Origin of the sequence: Leptospira tipperaryensis, from assembly GCF_001729245.1 — a bacterium.
GTDB lineage: Bacteria > Spirochaetota > Leptospiria > Leptospirales > Leptospiraceae > Leptospira > Leptospira tipperaryensis.
Genome location: NZ_CP015217.1, coordinates 1,682,832 through 1,703,407, shown reverse-complemented (window position 1 = coordinate 1,703,407; position 20,576 = coordinate 1,682,832). Strand labels below are relative to the sequence as shown.

Below are 20,576 nucleotides of genomic sequence, written 5' to 3'. Positions count from 1 at the left end.
GTAGCTTGAAGTTAAAATTCTGTCCCTCAATTTCTTTATTCAAACCTAGACCGTTCCAATCTCACTAAATTCCTCTCAACACACTCCTCCAAAGGATTTACACTCAATCTTCAGAGCCTCGCCCTATTAAATCTAAAGCACAAATCCCAATCCGAAAATTCACGCTCAGGAACGATGTGATCTGTTCGCAACATTCTAAGATAATTCCGACGAGCAGCATGGACCCAAGTCTTCGGCAAAGATTCTTCAAATTCCTTTTTTAAGTACCGAGCATAACAATTGATCCGATTATATTACAGATAAATTTTTCGCAATTCGATTACATTTACCAGACGGTATTCTTCTGGATGAAATTCAAATCAAGGTTTTGCGCTATCAATCAATGCTTTAATCGCAATTATATCTGCATCAACAAGATCAAACCACTCTCCTTTTACTCTCTTATGTGCAAATTCTTTATGAATTTTTTTCTCTAAAGACTGGTAATCTCTTAATTTTTCCGAATATACCATTTTAAGCTCGCTTGATGTAGAAGTCTGAAGATTTCGAAACCTTGCTTCAACATCTTGAGTAATTCCAATTTTATAGTGCTTAGCATCGGCAATAATATATAAATATCCTTCTGGTCCAAGTTTAGGATTTTTAAAACTTAGCTCAGCATTCTTTTTACGAATTTGTTGTATTACTTTATAACGATTTTTACCACTTAGCTCCAAAAAAGTTTCAAACACTATCCAGCAATACTCTTTTGGTAAACCATAATCAGCGATAATAGCATCAAAATTCCACGGACCATCTCCATTGAGTATTCCTTCGACTTTTCCTATATCTTCCTTTCTGAAAAACATATCGAATTTTTCTATTAAAGAATTCTCAATATTAAATTCTCCACTTTTTAAGTTGATGGAAACCAGATGAATAAACGTACTAATTAAAAACCAATCCTGAACAATGTTTATGCCGGTTTCTGCATAATATTCAAATACGAAAACTTGATCAGCCAATGGCATTCTAACATAAAAAACATTTGAGTAATAATCGCCTCCTGCATCTGCGATACTTACCAAAAGATCGAAAATCTCCGAAGATCGTAACTCTATTAATTTATCTTCATCCATACTATAACTACAGCTTTAATTTAACAGTCATTCTATTGGAGGCACAGCCTTATTCGCGTCTTCTTCATAATCTTTAAATATCACTTGGTTCCAGTCGAGCTTAGCTTGATCGAGAAGTTCAAATTCTTCGGTCTTCAGACCACATGAATTACAAACAATTCGAAATAACCAGTAGTTTTCCTTTCTTATAAAGCGTTTCTTTGTCTTGATTCCAAACCAATGTTTACAATTAGGACAAGCTTGAATTTTAATATTCGAAGTTAAGAATTTCATATTCTATAATTAGTTGCTTAAGTTTTATGAATCGAAATTTAAGCTAAGATATCGCTACACTTCAAGTAAATTTTTATCTATAACTCTCTTGCTAAACTGAAGAATTAACTTCAATTACTTCCATTCTCTTCTGATTTTTCTCAAAACAACGATCCCAAAGGTTCGTTTCAAATCTGTGTAGTTTCGCGCGGTTATTCCTGAAACACAAATCCCAACCTGAAAACTCCCTCTCAGGCGAATGAAAGTTAGTTCGTAACGCTCTAAGATAATTCCTACGGGCTGCAGAAACCCAGTTTTTAGGTTTAGCTCGCCCATCCGAAAAATCCAAATCTCGGGCATAACAGTTTAACCTGTTTGTTTCCAAATGAACCATCCTCAATTGAATAGGGCTAATCGAATCATAAAGTTCTGTCTTTCGAGCAAATTGATTTAGGACTTTAACAATAAACTCAACCCTCGATTGACCGGTTAAACTTCTCGCGACTTTATTTACTAAGTTCGCTGAATAAATCGCCCTAAATTTCCAATGAGGATCTTTCCTAATCTTAATATACTTAAACTGGCTAATGAATGTAAGGAGACTCTTACAAGAGTTCTCTGCCGCCTTCCCCCAAGAAACCCAGAGATTTACTTTCCGTCTTTCTCTCAAAAAGTATTCATGCTTAATGTTAAGATTCTGAGATAAGGTTTGAGCTAACCACCGAGGAAATTGCCTACTTTCTTCTTCTTGTTTGCTCAACTTGATATCCGTATTTCTCTCCCTTGAATTTGAGAATGTCAGCCGCCATGTGAACAATTTCTTCTTCCGTAAAGTATCGTTTCAGCTTCGCCAAAGGAGAAATCACAAGACAAATATTTTTAAACTCATGCTCACCACCTTTACGCAAAGGTAAAATGTGTTCATTGAGAGCATCCACAGGGTAAACGTCCCTTCCAGTTAAAAAACATTTCCCTTTTTGAGCTTTTAGAATCTTGTAAAAATCTTCCGCTCGAAATCTGTATTTCATGGTTCGATTCTTTTTCTTCATTTGAGTCTCCCCACTGATCCATCATCAGCATTCTTGTCCTTGAAATTTGTATACAGAAGGAAAGGAAATTCCTTAGCTTTCTTCTTAAGACCAAAATCTATAGTCCGATTATACGAGGCTTGATTGATCCTTCGTTTCTCAATCAATCTTAACTTGAGCCATTTTCTGAGAATCAGCATGGCAGAAACTTTGTGAATATTAAGTAAGGTGCAAACTTCAGAGACGGAATAATGGGAACCATTCTCCTTTCCTTCAGAAATTAGGTTCCAGATCTTAGAAGCGGTTTTCTGATGCTTTAACTCTTTACGCCTTTGAACCGGGGTTCTATTTTGATCAGTCCAAAAAGTATTGTGAGCTTTCATTTCTTTTAAGAGAAGCGAATTAACGTCTATTAAAGAAGCCGGAGAATTGAGCAAAGAAAAGCCTGATTGAAAAGTAAACTTATCTCTTGAACTCTCAGTTTCCGAAAAATACTCGAGACCCTTGATTAAAGAACTTAACCAATTTTCAGAACTCAAGACGTTCTTTTTCAGCTCAAATCCCTTCCTTCCGATCCCAACTGCTGGACCTAACGGCCCTCGGGGATCGGAACCAAAGGATACTCTACCCACCCCTCTTCCCTCATCAACTTCACTAGCTAGCATCTCTCCATTCTCACAAATCACATCCAACCCAAACACATGAGCATTCTTGAGAAAGGAAAACTCATTCAAGTAACGAGTAGAGTTTTCAGGACGAATGTAACAGTAAGAAGAAAAAGCAGATTTGAGTAACCGATGATTTCCCTCTGCCACTTGTGAATGAACTCCATTCTTACTCCAACGATTTCTTGCCCAACGGTAGCGAGCATCTTTAGAATGAGCTGAGTGATTTACACTTCGGTGATTTTTGTAAATTCCCCAAAGCCAAGGATAGCCTTCATCAGTCATTAAGGGAGTTCGTAAAGGAAGATAATCCTTGATGATCGGTCCTAAAGTGTTTGCTTTTTGATTTGGGACTGAGTGAAAGAAGACTGGACCATTCTTAATCCCAATTGTATGAACTAATGTTCCAACTTGTCTTCCTCCAAGTTTGTCGGAGAGATAAATAGAAGATGTAGAACCAGAGTGGCGATAGCGTTTACGTCCCTGGTTAGCCCTCTGACTTGCTGAATACAAAACTACTGTATCAGCACAGACGTATGGACGGTTTTCCATGATTTCAGTAATATCAGTATCTTCATTAGGTGGAAGTGAGAAATCTTTAAACTCTCTGTCGAGTGCATCAAAGGTAAGTTGTTTGTATTTAGGAAGTTGCTGTGAGGCGAAGACTTGAAATCTTTTCTTCAACATTGCCGCGCCCTTGTAGGATAGCCTCAGTCTTTTACTAATCTCAGTTGAGGTGACTACCTTCGGATGCTGAATCATGCTTTCGTAGAAAACGTAAGAGAACATCCACAATGGAAGTTTCATGTGATGAAGGGGGGTGTAACTCAGACGTGACGTTAGATACCTACATCCTTCACATCGGATCAATTCAGGCTGAGTTGAGATTTCTTTCGTCAGTAAAGTGTCGGGGCAATTCGGACAATATTTTGGGTAGAAGTCATTCAGGATCTTCTTTGTTAAGTTCGTAAAGAAGTCGATGTTGATTGCTGGGTTCTTACGTTTCTCTTTCAATTGTGCTGACGTTAGTGGTTGCGGGCGTGATGGCTGAATGGGGGTGGAAATTTTTGCGGTACTAAAATTCAGATCCTGAGCGATCCTCATTTTAGTAGGTTTCTTACTCTGTGTTTCGGGGACTTGGGTAAGAAATTGAGTCTGTCGGTTGGGATTGGTTCTGAGAAACAGATAAAGAATTACTTCTCACGAGTCTCTTTAAATTGAGCATGTGATCATGCCTTAAGCAAATACTCAGACATTGGAGGAAGTTCATACTCCGTCCAAACCCAACCCCTATCAAGGATACGATAGGCACCTTTTCTCCGTTTAGTATTCTTTGAAGAGCACCTTTGAGATCCTTAGACTTGGTAACCCGATAAAGTTCGTTATGAGGTCAGGATTTTGCAAATCTCTGTAACTTGATCGCAAAACCTCTTGCACTCTGACTAAAGAAAGATCCTGCGCGTATAATTTTTCGAGACGTCGGTTTTTGCAGCGCCCACTCCTCCATCTTCTTTTTTACAAAGGCAACGGATTCGTAAGGAAAATAAGGAATGAACCGTATATAATTCTTCCCAAGCGACAATTTTAAATTCCATTCTATCTTTAGAATATGCAATACGAATTTTTAACTAAATCCTAACTTGATTCTTTATATTTTCCGCTAGGTCGGATTAAACTTGTTCCTTCCGAATGCGTATGCAGATTGTATATTATGAAACCGTTGATGTTAGTGTTAGACGATTGGGAAGGAAAGATCGCAGAGTCCTCCGCTTGGAATAAGATCTCAGAATCCGTTCATATCAAATATATAACGAAACCGTTAGAAGAGATGTCTGAGGAAGAACTGAAAGATGTTATTTTTCTTATGGCAATTCGTGAACGTACACCTCTTACCGCAAAAAATTTCGATTTATTACCCAATCTGAAATTGGTTCTCCAAACAGGGGGACATGCGTATCATATCGATCAAGAGGCAGCTTCGGAAAGAGGAATCAAGATTGCGCTTGGTAGAAGAGCAAAAGCTCCCATCTTATCCGTACCGGAATTGACGGTCGCGATAATGTTAAGCTTAGTCCATCTGATACCGCAGGCTCAGGTAGAAATGAAAAGCGGCGGATGGCCAAAACTTCTTGGAAGAACCTTGAGCAATAGACGATTGGGAATATTAGGTTTAGGGCGACACGGTTCTAAAGTTGCTGAGATTGCAAAGTCCGCGTTTCAAATGGATGTAGTTTCTTGGGAACGACCGACCAATTCGCCTTCTACAAATCAGAATTTTCCAAGACTCCCCTTGGAAGAGCTTTTAAAAACAAGCGATATCATAAGCGTACATCTTCGTCTCTCTCCGGAATCCACCGGATTACTGAGTGCGGAGACATTTCAATTGTTTAAAGAAGGTTCGATCTTAATCAATACTTCCCGTGGAGCCATCTTAGATGAAACGGCCCTTGTTCATTGTCTTCAAAACGGTCCGATAGCGGCCGCCGGTCTTGACGTCTTTGAGAAGGAACCACTGGATAAAAATTCACCTCTTAGAAGACTGGATAACGTTCTTTTAACTCCTCATATCGGCTGGACGGTGGAGGAAGTATTTGAAGAATTTGCTCAGATTGCTGCGACACAGGTCGCTCAGTATCTGGATGGGAACCTGCCCTCCTCGGAGCTTATCAGTAGTTAAATCCTAATCTAATACATTTCCTGAACTCGACTTGGTTTAATGCAGGTTTTAGAATATTCTATATATAGAATCTATTTTTTAGAATACAACCCAGCTCAGATATAATTACCGAAGCCAAGATCCCAATTTCAAAGAAACGTTAATGCCACCGCAGATCCAAATGAAAATCTACACCCTGAGTCCTGAGGAATTACATGAGGAAAGATCCGAAATTCCGGATAAGTTAGGAAAGACAAAATAAAAAGGGATTCAAAATCGAAGAAAGGAAAAGATCCCTCGGAGAGTTGGACGGTATACATCAGTCCATGACCAGAGAGAAACTTAAATTCTCACCTAAATTATATTAGGTGAGAATTCTTTCCAATATGTATTAGCTATGTTCTTAGATCAATTGGGACCGGAAGGCCATAGAAAATGATCGAACGCGTAAAATCGAACTCTCTGACGATTGTTTTTATCGGTGCAAGCGCAGTTGTTTCCACCCACAAGAGTACAACCCTGACAGTATCTTCTATTTGTCTCCGGAGGTGGCGTGGTCACGATCCATTTTTTTCCGTTCGGATCCGTGTAAAAAGAGAATCCTCCGGAATGTCCGGGTTGATACGTCATCGTATACGTCGTCAGTGAATTTTCGGGCGCAAGCTTGAGTTGATTTCCTTTCCAGACTCGAATCGTATTCGGATTCGCCGAAAACAAAATACAAGCCTTATACCATCCTCCATTTTTATAATATACATCGCAGTCTTGCACCCCATCCTTACCGGCGCTGTTGATATTATTTCCGGTTGTAATATCGCTGTAACTCGCGCAACTTCCGTCTGTCGCATTACACTGTCTTTCGTAATACTGATCGTAAGAATAATAACGAGTCTTTGCGCTAAAGGTCGAACTGTTCGGGGAAGGAATCTGCTGTCCCACGAAACCTACGGAGTGATCAAAAAATCCGAGATTCTGAACCGTTCCGGCTCCGTTGAATCGATAGAGTTGCGATCTCATATTGATCCCGTTGCTCGTAAACCCGACGTAAGCCCATCCATTGTAATAAAAAATTCCGCTCGGATGATCGTAAGAAGAACCGGCGTTGAACTTTTTGATCAGTCTTCCGTATTTATCGTGAACAAAAAGGTAGGCCGTATTGTTTCCATTCGTATCCATACAGGAAGAATAAAAGAAATTTCCGTCATACTTTATTCCTTGAGAATGACATCCGTTCTGACTGGAACCGATAGTCGCCGTTCCAACGTCCTGTAAAAAATAATCCACATTTTCAACGGGATAATCGGCGCCGCTGATCAGGTTTTGTATATTCAAACCTTGCGCGGAAAGAAACGACGTAGTTAGGAACAATAAAACAACCAGGATAGGTTGCACTGCTGCGTTCATTTTGAACGATTTCATTTGATACTTCCTCCAAAATCCAATTCTATTTCTTTATATTTTATACGATTCATCCCAGTTGAATACATTCAATTTTCATAAAGTATCCAACCGGAATCAAATAGAACCTTTTTTAAACGGACATTCGACACAAAAAAAGCATCTTTTCATCCACCCAAAGATACTCTGTTCTTCCCTTCTAAAAAAGGTCGGCGAATCTTACTTTCAAACTGCTTTTCTTTCAATCCATTTTTGGATTTCTAAGAACTCGACTCACCTCCTACTTATAATATAGAACCTGATTCTTTATTAGGAATTCGGTTGATGATCCGAGACGATCCTCTCCTTCCGCGTGAGCGATCGATGCGGAGTCAAGAAATTGCCCTTTTGTTTAGAATTTAGTTTTTCGCTTCACGCAATTTCTTGACTGAAGCGGAGAGCGCGACCGCAACGAAGTGCGGGCACGCCCAAAGTCGCAGTGTTCCGGATAAACTGGATAGTATCGAAGGATAGGCTTGTGATTCCGATTGGACTCGAACTCGACGAACCCGGCTCGAGGATCAGCGAAAACGTCGAATCTGAAAATTTTAAGAAGAAGACGGTTTCGTTTCCGCTCGATCGCTCTGAGTAAAATTTCCGGCTTTATGGAATCGGGAATTGGCGCTCAAACAGACAAGGACGAACTAAAATACTCGGAAAGAAAATGCGGGTTCGCAACAACGAATTCCCTTCGGCAAGAATAGTGACCGCGAAACATTATCTTTTTTTGTCACAAGTTCGATCTCGCGTTTTTCAGCCTTATCGCCGCAAGCAGACTCCTTTTCTTCCTGTCTTTATCATTGAAATATTAAGAATTTAGAATTTTATAAAAGTGAAATATTTTTTCAAACATAGATCGATTTCTCCTTTGCAAGTATTCGAAGTATCGTCCCAATTTTCTAGTTTTACTGATCGAAAGGATCCAAAGCTTTTGAAGAAGAATCGGTAACCCGACTTGATCTGCGCGGAAATTGATTTTTTCCTCGGCAACTTTCATAAAAGCTCTAAAACGTCTTGTTGATCATCCAGAATTTCTTATTTAAAATAAAGGAAACGCAGAATAGAGAGCTAATTTTTGTCAACAAATTTGAATCAAAAGAAATGTACGACATTAAAATGGGAACAAAATGTTTCCTTACTTGCGAATTCGATTTATCCACTTTGCTATCATCGAGATTTCTAAAATATATAAATCGATATTCTTATTTTTTTATTTAGGAACATGCAAAGCTTTGCCGGCGTGGCGGTTACTTATCCAAGAATTGAACGCAAGGAGCGAACCTTCTTTTTTGCTTTAGAGCTTAGCGCTCAGAGAAATAAGATAGTAAATTTTTTAACCATGACTCACAGAACTCGAAACGCCATCGCCATAAGTGTAATCAGCTTATTTTGTATTTCTTTTATATTAGGAGGAAGTTATCTCATCTATAGACAGAAAACGGGAATCACTTCGACCGCAAGCGTTACCGCGTGCAAAAAGATTCGTCGCGCAGAAATTTGTAACGGCTTCTGGAGCTACGATAACAAAATCCAATTCGGTGAAGTTGAAAATGCAAACTCGGATGACCTCGGAGCCAAGATTCAAGTCCTCGTCACTCAAGACAGAGCGGTAAAACCTTCTCTCACACTTCCGATCGCGCTCTATCTCATCGCATTTGGACTTGCGCTTATGGGTTTACGTTGGTGGCAAACGGAAGCTTATAGAGAGTAAGCAATTATCTTCAGCAATAAAAATTGAATATTACTAAAAACACATCAGTAAAACATACTTTTATAATATTGCACAGGGGCCGATTTAAAAAAGTTCGGCTATCTTTTCTTGAATGCCCTGTTTTTCAGTTTGAGTTTTTGCCAAAGAATACGCTTTTTGAAAATGAATTTTTGCTTTTTGAGGATCTTCATTTTTAATAAGTTCGCCTAAAAGCAAAAAATAAAAGTGATTTTTTTCAAACTTTATCTTTTCGGCCTCAGCCATGGCGGCCGCAGAACCTTTACACTTATAGACGGCGAATATTCGATTCAACGCAACGCTGGGAGAATAATTGATTTTAAGAAGTTGATCGTAACAACTTAGAATCTCCTTCCACTTTTCAGCGCTGTCCTCCTTGATACAATGCCAGTATGCGATCCTTGCTTCCAGATGATAGGAACCGAGTTCGTTTCCGGAAGCTGAAAGATCTAAGAATTGAATTCCTTGATGAATCAAAGCCTTATCCCAAAGATTCTCGTCTTGTTTTTCGTATAAAACAAAAGAATTTTCGCTCGTTTGTCTTGCGCTAAATCGAGAGGCGTGAAAACACATCAGAGCCAAAAGAGCGTTTGTTTTCGGTCGATTGGTTTTTTCATATTCTGAAAGCATAACTCCCAGACGCATCGCCTCCAAACAAAGATCCTTTCTCAAGATTTGATTTTGAGTTTTAGAATAGTAGCCTTCGCTGAACAGCAAATAGACGACGTGAAGAACAGTATCAAGCCGTTTTTCAATTTCGTCCTCCGATGGAAACTCCATCTTGATTCTTTCGCTTCTTAATTTTTCTTTGGCCCGAAACAAACGTTTGTTGATCGCCTCTTTATTGGATAAAAAAGCTTCCGCGATCTCATCGATTCCGAAACCACATAGAATTCTCAAGGCCAATCCGATCTGAGCCTCGCTCGCGATCGCGGGATCGCAGATCGCAAAGAGCATTTGAAGTTGTTTGTCCTTTATGTTCTCCGGAGAAAAGTTCAACTCTTCCGTATCCTGATTCTTCTCTTGTTTCGAAGTCAGCTCGGGAATGATTTTGTCTTTTAAAATTTTATTTCTTCTAAAATGATAGAGTGTCTTTTGTTTTGCGACAACATAGAGCCACGCCGTTGGATTTTCGGGAACTCCCTTGATCCCCCAAGTTTCCGCCGCGAGCAGAAATGTTTCACTCACGATATCTTCTGCAATTTCTATGTGTTGCAATCCGTAAAGACCGCTTATAACGGCCACCATTTTAGAAAACTCGTGTTGAAAAAGATATTTGAGTGATTCGTGTTCTGTTTCTTCCATCGTAAAGATACCAGCCCGCTCTTTGGAAAAGCAGGCGAAGTTCGTTATCTCAAGTTATCCGATGACCTGTCTAATTTCAACGCTCCCGCCTGCGTCCAAAGCAGGACAACCGTGCGCCAATGTTGTGGCTTCTTCTAAACTCTCCGCGCGAACGATGATAAAACTTCCCAGTCGCTCTCTGATTTCGACAAAGGGTCCATCGGTGATCACTCCTCCTGATTTTAAAACCTTGCCTTCGGTCGCGAGTCTTGGGCCGTTGCTTGCAAGTTTTCCTTGTGCGACGATCCCGCCGACCCAGTCTTGCCATTTTTTTCCGAGCGCCTGCATCTCGTTTGGCGAAATGTCGCTATAGTCGTAACTCGGTTGTCTAAATAGAAGTAAGAACTCGTTCATATTGTTTCTCCACTTTATGTTTTTTGAATGCTTCGTTTGTGAATGTTCGTTTTCTTTGAAAAAGGACCGTTCGTATTTTGTTTGTTCTTTTTACACAAAAATTTCGAGGCCCTTTTCCAAACCGGTTTTGAATCGGAATGTCACAGTAGACCGGAGCCACTGCGAAAGTCAAATCGATCCGGACGTGTTTACATCCAACCGGTCTTCCATTGACGGTAAGAAATTTGAACCACACAAAGAATGATAAGCGGAGTGAGGACATCTCCGAGACCGTTTCCCACAAACAGATGAGAGGATGAGGCACCGATCAAGTTAAACGTATATCCCGCATAGGCCCATTCTTTCAGCGTTTGAAATCGGTTTTGAAGAATCGCGATTCCACCCAAAATTTTTGCGACTCCCAAAATTTTCATCACGTAGAGCGGATAGCCCAGTTTTGTAATTCCCTCCACGGGTTCCTTGACTCCCAAAAGATACGCGATCCCAGCCGCGATCATTGTTACCGTAAAAAAAAGCGTAAGGGTCCAATAGATCCACTTTGCAGTTTGAAGCCACTTTTCTTTTTTCTCTGACTCCGTTTCTTGTACCTTTCCTCTTTCTTCAATCAAACTTGCCATATCAGATTCTCCTTTAAATCGAAATTGAATCCTCGGATTCTATTTCAATGAGGATCGAGATTTTGAAAATTGGACATCGTCCCGTTCTTTTTTTTGGAGAAACCGGCTCTATTTTTCCTTTGTAAAAGGCCCTAAAGCGCGGTTCTTCCCTATTTTGGAAAGCCCACCCAGACCGGAATTCGCAAAATAGCCATCTCGGACGACTCGAAGAAATCGAAGTCAAAAACGAAACCAAATAGGAAATAAATTTCTTCCAAACCTGGTTCTCTTTTTATTCTCTGCCTCTTGTCTTTTCGTTTAACAAAGATTTATCGCTCGAAGACGCCCCTCTCTTTTTGATTCCTAAAAATAGGTCGTTGGTTCCTCAGGTCTTCCGATTCCGTTTTTTTCCCGCACCTTTCCTTCCGAGTCCGTGTTAATCAAGTATAAATACTTATAAATGATTCTTATCTATTTTTATTTCATAAGAATCATTTATAAAAACAAAGCAAAAGCCGTGAAAATCGAAAACACATTATTCAATTTGAATATGAGGATTGAAAACGAACGACCTCGTAAGGAAAGAATGCAAATTCTTACCCGAGTCTTTCTTTTGGTTTCGGCTTTGATTCTTTTTATCCATTGTGTAAAACGCCCTCAGAAACCGGGGGTGATCGAACTCTTTCCCTTAGAACGCAACATCGAACAACTGAATACTCCGGTAAAAGTTTTGGTTCAGGTTTCGGGTTTGAATGCGGGAACTCTCACGGTCAATAACGACATAGGAGAATCCCTTACATTCACTCAAAATACTACGCAAGCATTCCCTACGTTAGTCCGCATCGGATCTTCTTATTCGGTCACAAGCATTGGACCGTCCACAACTCCCGCTCAGACTTGCCGAATTCAAAATCCAAACGGTCCGATCATACGTCCTCAAACTACAATCTTTATCACCTGCGGAACTTCTTTCTATGATGTTTCGGTAAGAGTCATCGGATTGGATCCAGCGACCGCAAGCGCCTCCCCTTTGATCTTACAAAACATGACCGATCAAATTTCTTTTACCAACGATACGACTCAAACTTTTGGAAGCCAAGTCGGAGATACAGCGGCTTACTCCATTGGTTTTATTTCAGTTCCTCCCAAACATACCTGCGTTTTTGTTCCCGCACTTTCCGGAAACGGAAATTTAGCAGGAGGCCCGGTCACGATTCTCATCGACTGTATCAGTCCTTTACAATATTCTCCGACTTCTAAGATCTTATTCCCCAGCGGAAAGATTACGATCCAGTTTTCCTTTCACGGGATCGACCCTGGAAGCTGTGGTTACAATACCGCCGCCGCAATATTAGGAAAAACGAATGTGGCTAACACAACTTCTCCTCGTCCTTCCATCACATATCCTTCGGCTCCAAACGACGATACGGTAGTTATCATTCCAAGCGGTCCCGATTTTTGGGGTCCTTTAGGAGACGCGTTTATACAACTGGGAGGATGTACGGGAGGTGGCGGACTTCCGATCCAAGGAGGGAACGATCTCGTCTTGGAATTTACAAACCAGTCTGCGATCAACAATCGTATGGTGGATATCGGAAGCGGAAACGATATCAGCGGCTGCGGAACCGGCGGTCCTCCTTCCGCCTATTGTAGTAGTATAGAGTTTGGAGTTACGGAATGTGATCTTGTGGGCGCTCCCTGTTCGGTGTTAGTCGCCGCGGGAACCTACGTTCCAACGCGAAGAATTTCTCTTTCCAGTCAGACTTCTTTGCTCGGCGGTTTCCCTTCCGGCTTTGGAGGTTTAAATTCCGATCCGGTCAACAATCCAACCATCATCCAAGATCCGGGGATCGGAGGTCCTGCCTTCTGCGACGCTAGCTTTTGCAGCGTCATAGACATCGCAACAAACTCATTGACCTCAGCGTCCAACAATCTGATTGTAAGCGGATTTTCCATCCGAGCAAACCCGAATAACGTTTCCAGCGTCGGAGTTACGATTCAAAATAGTCGATTCAATGCGGGACAGGTTCGAATTTTAAACAATATCATCTTTGGAAACGAAACTTCACCCGCAATCGCCGCCGGAACCAAAGTCGGTTTAGCAATTCAAAACTCGGATAACGTAATCGTTTCCGGAAATTGGATCCGAGCAGGATCGGGAACCGGATTCTCCTCCGGAGTGAACATCGATCTATCGGGAACTCCACAACCGATCATACTCAAACAAAACTTGATCGACGGAGTACAGAGTGCGGGCGGCTTTGCTACGGGTTTTATCATTTCCGGATCCAGTGCGATCATCGTGGATAACAAGATCAACGCCCATCAATATCTCAATCCGAGTTTGGTTCCCTCTCTTACGATGGGCTTTTTGATCGACGATGCTTCCGGCGTTCCGGGTTTTCTCTCCATCTTTAACAATCATATCTACGTTGGAAATTCTCCCGCTATTGCGATGGCGGACGCAACTGGAATCTCGCTCGGCTTCGCAGCTCCGGGCAAGGTTTATACGATCGCAAACAATCAAATCTTTGCGAGATCTTCAGTCACCAATCGAGTCGGAATTCTCTACGCGGATGCGTATCCTTCCGCGGCTTCCTTTATTCGAGGAAATAATTTTTTTCTTGATGTTCCCGTTTTGGATGTTTTCGGAGGCGGGGTGGAATATAAATTCTGCGGAGCGGTTCTATCTCAGGATTGTATCCTTTCTTTTCCGATCGGTCCGATTTCGGGTCTGGGGGCCGGAAATTATACCAACAACTATGATAAGAATCCGCAATTCAAAACGGCGACTTCCATCGCGCAGGTTTGGAATTTCAACGTTCCCACGGGGCTTCCGACTTCTTTAAATTCTCCCTGTAGCTCTTTGTATGGTGGAATCGATTTGAGAATCGCTCCTCTTATCCCTGCGTTTTTTTTTCCATTGTTTGCCACCGACTTTGCGCAAAATACAAGGACAAATGCAGCGAGTCCGTTTGCACCCTTAGGCTCCGATTCGATTTCGATCGGCGTCTTTGAATCGGACGGAAATTGTTTTTGAACTGAATTCTAAAATGAAAAAATCACTATGAGAAGATTTATACTTTATCGAGTGAAGATATAGACCGCGCCGGCTTTTGTTTTTGTATTGTCTCCATTGGGAGCCAAAGGAGACGGAACGTTAGTTCCTCCTTTTTCATCCGGAACTCCTAACGCAATCGTATCCCCGTAGATGGCAAGACTTCCGTATTCTCCCGGCGGTCCGCCCATAACGTTGGAAACGTGATCGCAACCGCCTTTCCAAATAGATCGTTTAATTCTGCGTTAGGCGCCGTTAGGATCGCCTCTTCCAACCAACCGGAAACCGTTTTCTGAAACACATAGGCATTTCCATTTTGTCCGGTTGCTCCTACGATCATTCTATCGTTTGAAATTCCGACGGATATGCCAAAGAGCGCATTTGCGATCGGGGTGGACGCTTTTAGAAACGCGTCTCTTGCCCAATTTGTACCGGTTCTTTTAAATACGTGCACGGTGCCCGAGTTACTCGCGCTCGTATCGTCTTGGCTCACACCGACGATTAAAGTATCACCGGTCACTGCAATCTCCGATCCAAATGGATCGTTGTTGGCTGCGTTGTTTGATTTCAAATACGCTTCCTGCGCCAAAAGAACCAGCATAAGTTGACCGATCTCGACTCCGAGATTAAAACCAAACAGCGGTTCTATCAGTCGGGCCCCTTCCAATCCGGTCGCGAGTAGAAATCCCGCAAAACCGAAAACTACTACCCTATCATATTCGAAAAGCCGTGACAAAGTTTCTAAAAAACTTCGCTCTATTGTTTATGAAGCCATTCCAACAGTTCCTTCAAACTTCCGGTCGCGAGAGCGATGCTCGTATCCGCGGCTCCATAGTAGAGATGAATCGTATCTCCGTCGGGTAGCAGCGTGGTTCCACATGGAAAAACTACGTTATCCACATCGCCTATCAGTTCATAGGATTCTTCCGGTCCGAAGATCCATTCTTGTCCTCGTTTCAAGCAGAGTTCGGGTGAATTCAGATCGAACAAGGCCAGTCCGATTCTATAAAGAACTCCGGACGCATTCTGTCTGACTCCGTGATAGATCATCAACCAACCTTCTTTCGTTTCAATCGGCGGCGGTGAAAGTCCTATCTTATTTGCGTCCCACCATCCGCCTAACTTCGCTTCCATCATAAGAGTATGTTCTCCCCAATGTCTTAGATCGGAAGAATAGGATATCCAGATATGAGATCCGCGTTGACCCGCAGGCCTATGAATCAAGGCCCAGTAATCCCCGATTTTATGCGGCAATAAGGTTGCGTCCTTGTCTTGAGGATGCATGATCATTCCGTAACGTTCATATTCCAGAAAATTTTCAGTAAAGGCGAGAGCAACACCTGGTCCTTCTTTGGAGTATGCGGTATAAACAACGGCATACTTTTTCATCTCGGGAACATACGTTATGCGTGGATCTTCGATTCCCCAAAGCTCTTCCGGAAAATTGTCGGGATCGGCGGGCATCGTAGGTTCTGGATCGATCGTCCATCCGTCGATTCCATTCTTAGATCTCGCTGCGCAAAAATGCGATTTCCCCGTTCTATCTTCCACACGACAGAGTAAAAGTGTAGTTCCGTCTTTTAACAAAGTTGCTCCGGGATTAAATACGCTATGAACCGGATAAGGCCAATCCGCCGCGGTTAGGATTGGATTTGTTTTGTGTCTTCGGAATAATTCAGGGTATTGTAATTTCATTTTCTTCCTATTTCTTCGTTCTCTAATTCACTCTCCGCCAAACGGAGTTCAAACAAACTGTGAAGAAAGGAGAGCGTTGATTCGGCTCCTTGATTTTCATTCACTCTGTCCGGATGAATTCCATCTCTACATCCTCCGGTGGTCGGATCGTAGACGGATGAGTTCAAATCGTTTCTTCCCAAAAACCATTCAAAAGCGCGTCTCGCCTCCTTACGCCATTTTAGATCTCGAGTACATCGATAGGCCTCTAAACACGCCGATACGGTCGCCTGTGCCTCCACCGGTTGTTGATCAAACCGCGCTCGGTTTCCTCCCTTTTTATAAAATCCATTGGATCCTATCGGTACGAAGTAACCTCCGTCTGCGCGCTGTAAGTCGGAAAGCCAGTTGAGCGAATCGATTCCGACTTGAGCCATCTCGGAATTTTGCATCGATCTTCCGGATAGTAACATCGCGTGCGAAAGCGCGGCGTTACAGTAACTCAAACTCTCTTCAAACCAATGCCAGCCTTCCGTATCATTCTTTTTGTAGAGAGTTAACAATCTTCCGGCAAGTTCCTCCTTTACTTGATTTGCCATTCTATCACCCGCAAATCTTTGCAAGTATTCGTGAATTCCTATCAGAGCGAATGCCCAAGCCCTAGGACTTGAAGTGGCGAGTATCGCCGGTAGGGCCTGTTCGAATAATCTTCCCGCGATCGTCGGAAGTTGAGGAGCGATCGCCCTTCCAAGTACGGTTCCCAAAGCCCACAAGGCTCGACCGTGACTATCATCGGAACCGTTTGTTTCCAACCAGTTTCTTTGATAGTCCATAAAGTTTCTAAATCTTCCCGTCTTTGCGTTGTATGCATACCAGACAAAGGCCAAATAACGAAAGGTAAGTTCGAAGACCTCTCCGTTTCCGAGTTCTTGGATGAACGTACTCACCATCAGAGCTCTCGCGTTATCATCGGTCGTGTATCCTTCCGCGTAATTCGGAATGGTGAAGAAGGCGTGTTGAAACATACCGGTATCGTCGGTCATACGTTTTAGATGATCGAGTTTTACGGGAGGTAAATCGCTAGAACGTCGATCCAAAGGTTTGATCATCCGTCCGGACGGAGTATAGTGTCTACGTTCCGTCCTGGCACGTTCAAAACTTTGCATATACTTTTTCGCTACCTTTGACCAGATCATCGATCTTCCGTAGATGTATGCTTTCTTTCTCATCGCGTGTCGTGTGGTATCGTCGTCCAAAAGACCGATCACCTGTTCCGCGATCGCGTCCGGATCTCGAAAAGGAACGATCACTCCCCTTTCATTGGCAAGAACTTCCTGAGCATACCAATACGGAGTGGAAACAACCGCCTTCCCCGCTCCGATCGTATAAGCCAAGGTTCCGGAAGTGATCTGCGCGGGATCCAAATAAGGAGTGATGTAGATGTCGGTCGCGCCGATGAACTCATTGAGTTCTTCCAGACTTACGAATCGATTGTAGAAGATTACGTTTCCCTCCACTTTTTTCTCGTGGGCCAGCCATTGAAGAGACAAACGATAAGTTTCTCCATCGTTTCGGATAACGTGCGGATGAGTTGCGCCTAACACGATATAAACTACGTTCGGATACTTTTCCAAAATAGCAGGTAAAGCCGATATTACGTTTTCGATCCCTTTGTTTGGAGAAAGAAGCCCGAAAGTTAAGAGAACCGTTTTACCTTCGACTCCGAAAAGATCCTTGTGAAAACTAGGATCCACGAAGGGGACGTCGGGAATTCCATGCGGGATCAGGTCGATCTTACTCGGCATAACACCGTAAACCTTTTCTAAAAATTTCGCTCCACGTTCGCTCATCACGACCAATCGATCCGACAAGGCCGCGACTTGTTTTAAAACTCTTCTTTGGTCCGGTCCGGGTTCGGACAAGATCGTATGAAGAGTGGTTACGATCGGCATTCGCAGTTCGTTCAAAAGCGCGAGAATGTGACTTCCCGAGCGTCCGCCGAATATTCCGTATTCAAACTGAAGGCAGACCAAATCCACGTTATTTACGTTTAAAAAATCTGCGGCTCTATGATAAGAATCTATATCTTTCTCGGTGAGTTCAAAACGAACGCGAGAAGGATATGTATAACCGGCCTCGACGTCGTTTACCGGAATTGCGATGTACGTTTTTTCAGGGAATGCAGTGGCGATCGATTCGCAGAGATCGGTCGTAAACGTCGCGATTCCGCACTGCCTCGGAAGATAATTGCCGATAAAGGCGATACGATTCAAATTCGAAACTTCAAAACTGTGCTCCATACGCGCGTCTCCTTTTGACAACGAATGTTCTGATTCGAAAACAAAGGATCTTGAACGGAGATGAGAAATTCGAATTCTTAAAGACTAAATAATTCTTCCGTTTATTATTTTATGAAATTTTAATATACGATTACTTCTCGATTTCAAGACCAATCCAAAAACAAAAGCTCGATCTTAAGATAGGATTTGGCTGAAGCAAGCGCTGGATGCTAGGACATCTGTGATTCAAAGCGGGCTTGGAATCACTCAGGAAAAAATATCAGAGATGACTTCCGATGAAAACGCAAATCGGAAAAAAAGCGTTTTGCAAATGGTTGCGTCTAAATTTTGCCGCAGAAAATCGACGTTGTCGATCACAATAAATGAATCTTAGAATTAAACGTAAAAACGGAGATCAACTCTGCTTCTTTGTGTCCTCATTCCAAAAACGTAGGCACTTATAATCAAGAATCAATTTATTTCCGGAAACTCGATCGTTACTTGAGTTCCATCGGAAGTATCGAATTCAATTTGACCGTTGAGTTGACTGACCATAAGATTTACCAGTTTTAAGCCGAGCGTCTTTGCGGTCATCACATCCGATTCTTTGTGAAACCCAACTCCGTCGTCCTTCACGATCAAAATCATCTTAGAATTTTCTTTTTTCAATTCGACCGATACGTTTCCTTTCTTTTGATCCGGAAACGCGTATTTGATGGCGTTGGATACGAGTTCGATAAGAATCATTCCGATCGTCGCGGCATCCTTCGCCGTCATCGTGAATTCTTCGATGTTTTTATGGATGATAACGGAATCGGATAATTGAAGCATAGACTCGATCACACGATTGCAGTATTCTTTGATTTGAACAAAATTAAAAGAATCGGTTTCGTATAACAAGGAATAAAGGTCCTAGATTGACTGCACTCGAAGAGATAATTCTTCCAGAGCAGCCTTGGTCTCTTTAGAATCGGCGGAATGCACTCTCAGATGGATCAGACTCGTGATCATCTGAAAACTGTTTTTCGTCCGATGCTGGAGCTCTTTCAGCATCGCTTCCTTCTCTTCAATATTGTTTGTAAGAACTCTTTCATATCGATTTCGATCGGTTATATCTCGAATATTACACTGAATCACTTTTTCTTCGTCGACCAAATAGACGTTACAGACAAACTCAACGTGGATCAAATCGCCTTGAATCGTTTCCAAAGGTAGATCGGTATAACGGACGTATCCTGTTTCTTGGAGTTCTTTGAAGAGTTGTTTTGAATACTCGATACGTTTGAATGCGTTGATATCCCAGATATTCTTTTCTAAAAATTGCTCTTTGGAATAACCGAGCATATCGATTAAGAAAGGATTTACGTCTACGATTCGTCCGGAGCTCGCGTCTAAAATTAGAATTCCGTCCTTGGCCGTCTCAAACAGACGACGATAGCGCTTTTCCAGAAGCTCCAATTCCTTCCTCTTGGATTCAACGGCTCCCCTTTGGACCCTTACATCCTGATAAGAATCGTGTAATCGAAACGCCATTTTGATCGATGCGTCTAAGATCGTTACATCCGAATTTTTAACCACATATCCGTAGGAAGTGATCTTCTCCGTCTTTTTAATGATCTCAGGTTCCATGTGACTGGAAAGAAATAACAGAGGAATGTCATGGTCTTTTAAAATTTCTTTAGCAACCGCAGTGCCGTCAACACCGTGGCCGAGATCGATATCCATGAGTACGATATCAATGATATTCTTTTTATCGTTTAGAGATTCGATGGCCTTGGGGCCATTCATGACATTGATCACGTTGTAACCGTGATTCTTCAGCTGTATTGATTCGGTCATTCCGATGATAGGCTCGTCTTCTACAAGTAGGATCGTTTTTTGCTCGTCTGCATTCATAAGCTTGTATTCTTTCCTTACGACGCCCATCCTAATTTTATTGAAAGCCAACACTTATAACGGAAACAATTGAAACGAAAGCGCGAAGGTATCTAAAGATTCGAGAAGATGAAACATCCTTTATGTATACTATTACAACGGGTCTTTATGCACAATTGCAATGATTATTTACGTAAACTCTTTTAAAGCGACTTTTTTTAACAAGAATCAAGTACAAAGATCCTTTTACAGCGTTTTAGTATATTCTAATCTATTGAATTTCTATCGTTTGGATCCGAATTGAAACTTTATACAAGGTTTCTCGTTTAATCGTAGCCATTTGATTCTCATTATCATGTGAATCAGGAAAGAATAGAGATCAACACTCGGGAAACAAGAACGGTTTTCTTTGTAAGTCGAAAACATAAGTAGGAGGCAAATCAAGCGGACTCCTTAAGTAACTTCACATTTAGCCGTATTTTTTAAAACGAAGCGAATAGAACTTGAAAAT

At 41.9% G+C, this 20,576-nt stretch carries 18 protein-coding genes and 2 pseudogenes; 3 read left to right on the top strand and 17 right to left on the bottom strand.

What is annotated here, in order from left to right; genetic code table 11:
- Positions 1 to 35: 35 nt before the first annotated feature.
- The 6 genes and pseudogenes from A0128_RS22350 to A0128_RS22070 form a co-directional block, all read right to left on the bottom strand.
- Positions 36 to 359 (bottom strand): annotated as a pseudogene (locus A0128_RS22350) (hypothetical protein); the annotation flags it as partial.
- Positions 360 to 1,118, bottom strand: a complete 759-nt coding sequence (locus A0128_RS08120) for a GIY-YIG nuclease family protein (protein WP_069607045.1) — start codon at positions 1,116 to 1,118, stop codon at positions 360 to 362.
- Positions 1,119 to 1,482: 364 nt separating this feature from the next.
- The gene (locus A0128_RS22345; protein WP_069609200.1) at positions 1,483 to 2,136 is read right to left on the bottom strand and encodes a hypothetical protein; all 654 of its coding nucleotides are present in this window, start codon (positions 2,134 to 2,136) and stop codon (positions 1,483 to 1,485) included.
- Positions 2,105 to 2,419, bottom strand: coding sequence for an HNH endonuclease (locus tag A0128_RS08105; protein ID WP_069607043.1), 315 nt, complete (start codon positions 2,417 to 2,419; stop codon positions 2,105 to 2,107). Before A0128_RS08105 ends, A0128_RS22345 begins: the two co-directional genes overlap by 32 nt.
- Positions 2,416 to 4,167 (bottom strand): transposase, encoded by a 1,752-nt coding sequence (locus A0128_RS08100; protein ID WP_083244090.1) that lies wholly within the window; start codon positions 4,165 to 4,167, stop codon positions 2,416 to 2,418. The genes A0128_RS08105 and A0128_RS08100 overlap by 4 nt, the downstream gene beginning before the upstream one ends.
- 338 nt (positions 4,168 to 4,505) lie before the next feature.
- Entirely contained in the window at positions 4,506 to 4,658 is a 153-nt protein-coding gene (locus A0128_RS22070) for a hypothetical protein (protein ID WP_156781798.1), read from the bottom strand.
- A gap of 116 nt (positions 4,659 to 4,774) precedes the next feature.
- On the opposite strand from A0128_RS22070, the gene A0128_RS08095 reads away from it, so the two are divergent.
- A complete protein-coding gene (locus A0128_RS08095; RefSeq protein ID WP_069607042.1) occupies positions 4,775 to 5,740 on the top strand; it encodes an NAD(P)-dependent oxidoreductase in 966 nt (321 codons plus the stop codon).
- A gap of 387 nt (positions 5,741 to 6,127) precedes the next feature.
- Here the strand turns inward: A0128_RS08095 and A0128_RS08090 are convergent, their stop codons facing one another.
- Positions 6,128 to 7,138, bottom strand: coding sequence for a DUF6454 family protein (locus tag A0128_RS08090; protein WP_069607041.1), 1,011 nt, complete (start codon positions 7,136 to 7,138; stop codon positions 6,128 to 6,130).
- 1,240 nt (positions 7,139 to 8,378) lie between these two features.
- On the opposite strand from A0128_RS08090, the gene A0128_RS08080 reads away from it, so the two are divergent.
- Positions 8,379 to 8,867: a hypothetical protein gene (locus tag A0128_RS08080; protein ID WP_069607039.1), complete on the top strand. Its 489-nt coding sequence runs from the start codon at positions 8,379 to 8,381 to the stop codon at positions 8,865 to 8,867.
- Between the two features lie 84 nt (positions 8,868 to 8,951).
- On the opposite strand, the gene A0128_RS08075 is transcribed toward A0128_RS08080, so the two are convergent.
- The 3 genes from A0128_RS08075 to A0128_RS08060 form a co-directional block, all read right to left on the bottom strand.
- Positions 8,952 to 10,190: an RNA polymerase sigma factor gene (locus A0128_RS08075; RefSeq protein WP_069607038.1), complete on the bottom strand. Its 1,239-nt coding sequence runs from the start codon at positions 10,188 to 10,190 to the stop codon at positions 8,952 to 8,954.
- A 54-nt stretch (positions 10,191 to 10,244) separates the two neighbouring features.
- Positions 10,245 to 10,583 carry a YciI family protein gene (locus A0128_RS08070; RefSeq protein ID WP_069607037.1) on the bottom strand — a complete coding sequence of 113 codons (339 nt, stop codon included), beginning with the start codon at positions 10,581 to 10,583 and terminating at the stop codon, positions 10,245 to 10,247.
- Between the two features lie 188 nt (positions 10,584 to 10,771).
- On the bottom strand, positions 10,772 to 11,200 hold the full coding sequence (locus A0128_RS08060) for a DoxX family protein (RefSeq protein WP_069607035.1): 429 nt from the start codon (positions 11,198 to 11,200) through the stop codon (positions 10,772 to 10,774).
- A gap of 565 nt (positions 11,201 to 11,765) precedes the next feature.
- On the opposite strand from A0128_RS08060, the gene A0128_RS08050 reads away from it, so the two are divergent.
- Positions 11,766 to 14,219 carry a hypothetical protein gene (locus A0128_RS08050; protein ID WP_069609199.1) on the top strand — a complete coding sequence of 818 codons (2,454 nt, stop codon included), beginning with the start codon at positions 11,766 to 11,768 and terminating at the stop codon, positions 14,217 to 14,219.
- A gap of 44 nt (positions 14,220 to 14,263) precedes the next feature.
- Here A0128_RS08050 and A0128_RS22065 read toward each other — a convergent pair whose 3' ends face one another.
- From A0128_RS22065 to A0128_RS08025, 7 genes and pseudogenes are all read right to left on the bottom strand, one after another.
- Positions 14,264 to 14,428 (bottom strand): hypothetical protein, encoded by a 165-nt coding sequence (locus A0128_RS22065; protein ID WP_156781797.1) that lies wholly within the window; start codon positions 14,426 to 14,428, stop codon positions 14,264 to 14,266.
- Positions 14,368 to 14,850: an FG-GAP repeat protein gene (locus tag A0128_RS08045; RefSeq protein ID WP_345788275.1), complete on the bottom strand. Its 483-nt coding sequence runs from the start codon at positions 14,848 to 14,850 to the stop codon at positions 14,368 to 14,370. Before A0128_RS08045 ends, A0128_RS22065 begins: the two co-directional genes overlap by 61 nt.
- A pseudogene (locus tag A0128_RS22340) lies at positions 14,824 to 14,937 on the bottom strand (HupE/UreJ family protein); the annotation flags it as partial. The gene A0128_RS08045 and the pseudogene A0128_RS22340, both read right to left, overlap by 27 nt.
- 56 nt (positions 14,938 to 14,993) lie before the next feature.
- Entirely contained in the window at positions 14,994 to 15,932 is a 939-nt protein-coding gene (locus A0128_RS08040; RefSeq protein ID WP_069607032.1) for a glycoside hydrolase family 130 protein, read from the bottom strand.
- Positions 15,929 to 18,211: a glycosyltransferase gene (locus tag A0128_RS08035; protein ID WP_069607031.1), complete on the bottom strand. Its 2,283-nt coding sequence runs from the start codon at positions 18,209 to 18,211 to the stop codon at positions 15,929 to 15,931. Before A0128_RS08035 ends, A0128_RS08040 begins: the two co-directional genes overlap by 4 nt.
- A gap of 450 nt (positions 18,212 to 18,661) precedes the next feature.
- Entirely contained in the window at positions 18,662 to 19,090 is a 429-nt protein-coding gene (locus A0128_RS08030) for a sensor histidine kinase (RefSeq protein WP_069607030.1), read from the bottom strand.
- A 12-nt stretch (positions 19,091 to 19,102) separates the two neighbouring features.
- Complete coding sequence (locus A0128_RS08025; protein WP_069607029.1) at positions 19,103 to 20,086, bottom strand: PAS domain S-box protein; 984 nt, start codon at positions 20,084 to 20,086, stop codon at positions 19,103 to 19,105.
- Positions 20,087 to 20,576: the final 490 nt, after the last annotated feature.

Coding starts and splice junctions, on each gene's coding strand:
- A0128_RS22070 (WP_156781798.1), bottom strand. CDS start 4,658: ATGGAATTTAAAATTGTCGCTTGGGAAGAATTATATACGGTTCATTCC.
- A0128_RS08025 (WP_069607029.1), bottom strand. CDS start 20,086: ATGAATGCAGACGAGCAAAAAACGATCCTACTTGTAGAAGACGAGCCT.
- A0128_RS08100 (WP_083244090.1), bottom strand. CDS start 4,167: ATGAGGATCGCTCAGGATCTGAATTTTAGTACCGCAAAAATTTCCACC.
- A0128_RS08070 (WP_069607037.1), bottom strand. CDS start 10,583: ATGAACGAGTTCTTACTTCTATTTAGACAACCGAGTTACGACTATAGC.
- A0128_RS08095 (WP_069607042.1), top strand. CDS start 4,775: ATGAAACCGTTGATGTTAGTGTTAGACGATTGGGAAGGAAAGATCGCA.
- A0128_RS08060 (WP_069607035.1), bottom strand. CDS start 11,200: ATGGCAAGTTTGATTGAAGAAAGAGGAAAGGTACAAGAAACGGAGTCA.
- A0128_RS08120 (WP_069607045.1), bottom strand. CDS start 1,118: ATGGATGAAGATAAATTAATAGAGTTACGATCTTCGGAGATTTTCGAT.
- A0128_RS08105 (WP_069607043.1), bottom strand. CDS start 2,419: ATGAAGAAAAAGAATCGAACCATGAAATACAGATTTCGAGCGGAAGAT.
- A0128_RS08040 (WP_069607032.1), bottom strand. CDS start 15,932: ATGAAATTACAATACCCTGAATTATTCCGAAGACACAAAACAAATCCA.
- A0128_RS08075 (WP_069607038.1), bottom strand. CDS start 10,190: ATGGAAGAAACAGAACACGAATCACTCAAATATCTTTTTCAACACGAG.
- A0128_RS08090 (WP_069607041.1), bottom strand. CDS start 7,138: ATGAAATCGTTCAAAATGAACGCAGCAGTGCAACCTATCCTGGTTGTT.
- A0128_RS08050 (WP_069609199.1), top strand. CDS start 11,766: ATGCAAATTCTTACCCGAGTCTTTCTTTTGGTTTCGGCTTTGATTCTT.
- A0128_RS08080 (WP_069607039.1), top strand. CDS start 8,379: ATGCAAAGCTTTGCCGGCGTGGCGGTTACTTATCCAAGAATTGAACGC.
- A0128_RS22065 (WP_156781797.1), bottom strand. CDS start 14,428: ATGGGCGGACCGCCGGGAGAATACGGAAGTCTTGCCATCTACGGGGAT.
- A0128_RS08035 (WP_069607031.1), bottom strand. CDS start 18,211: ATGGAGCACAGTTTTGAAGTTTCGAATTTGAATCGTATCGCCTTTATC.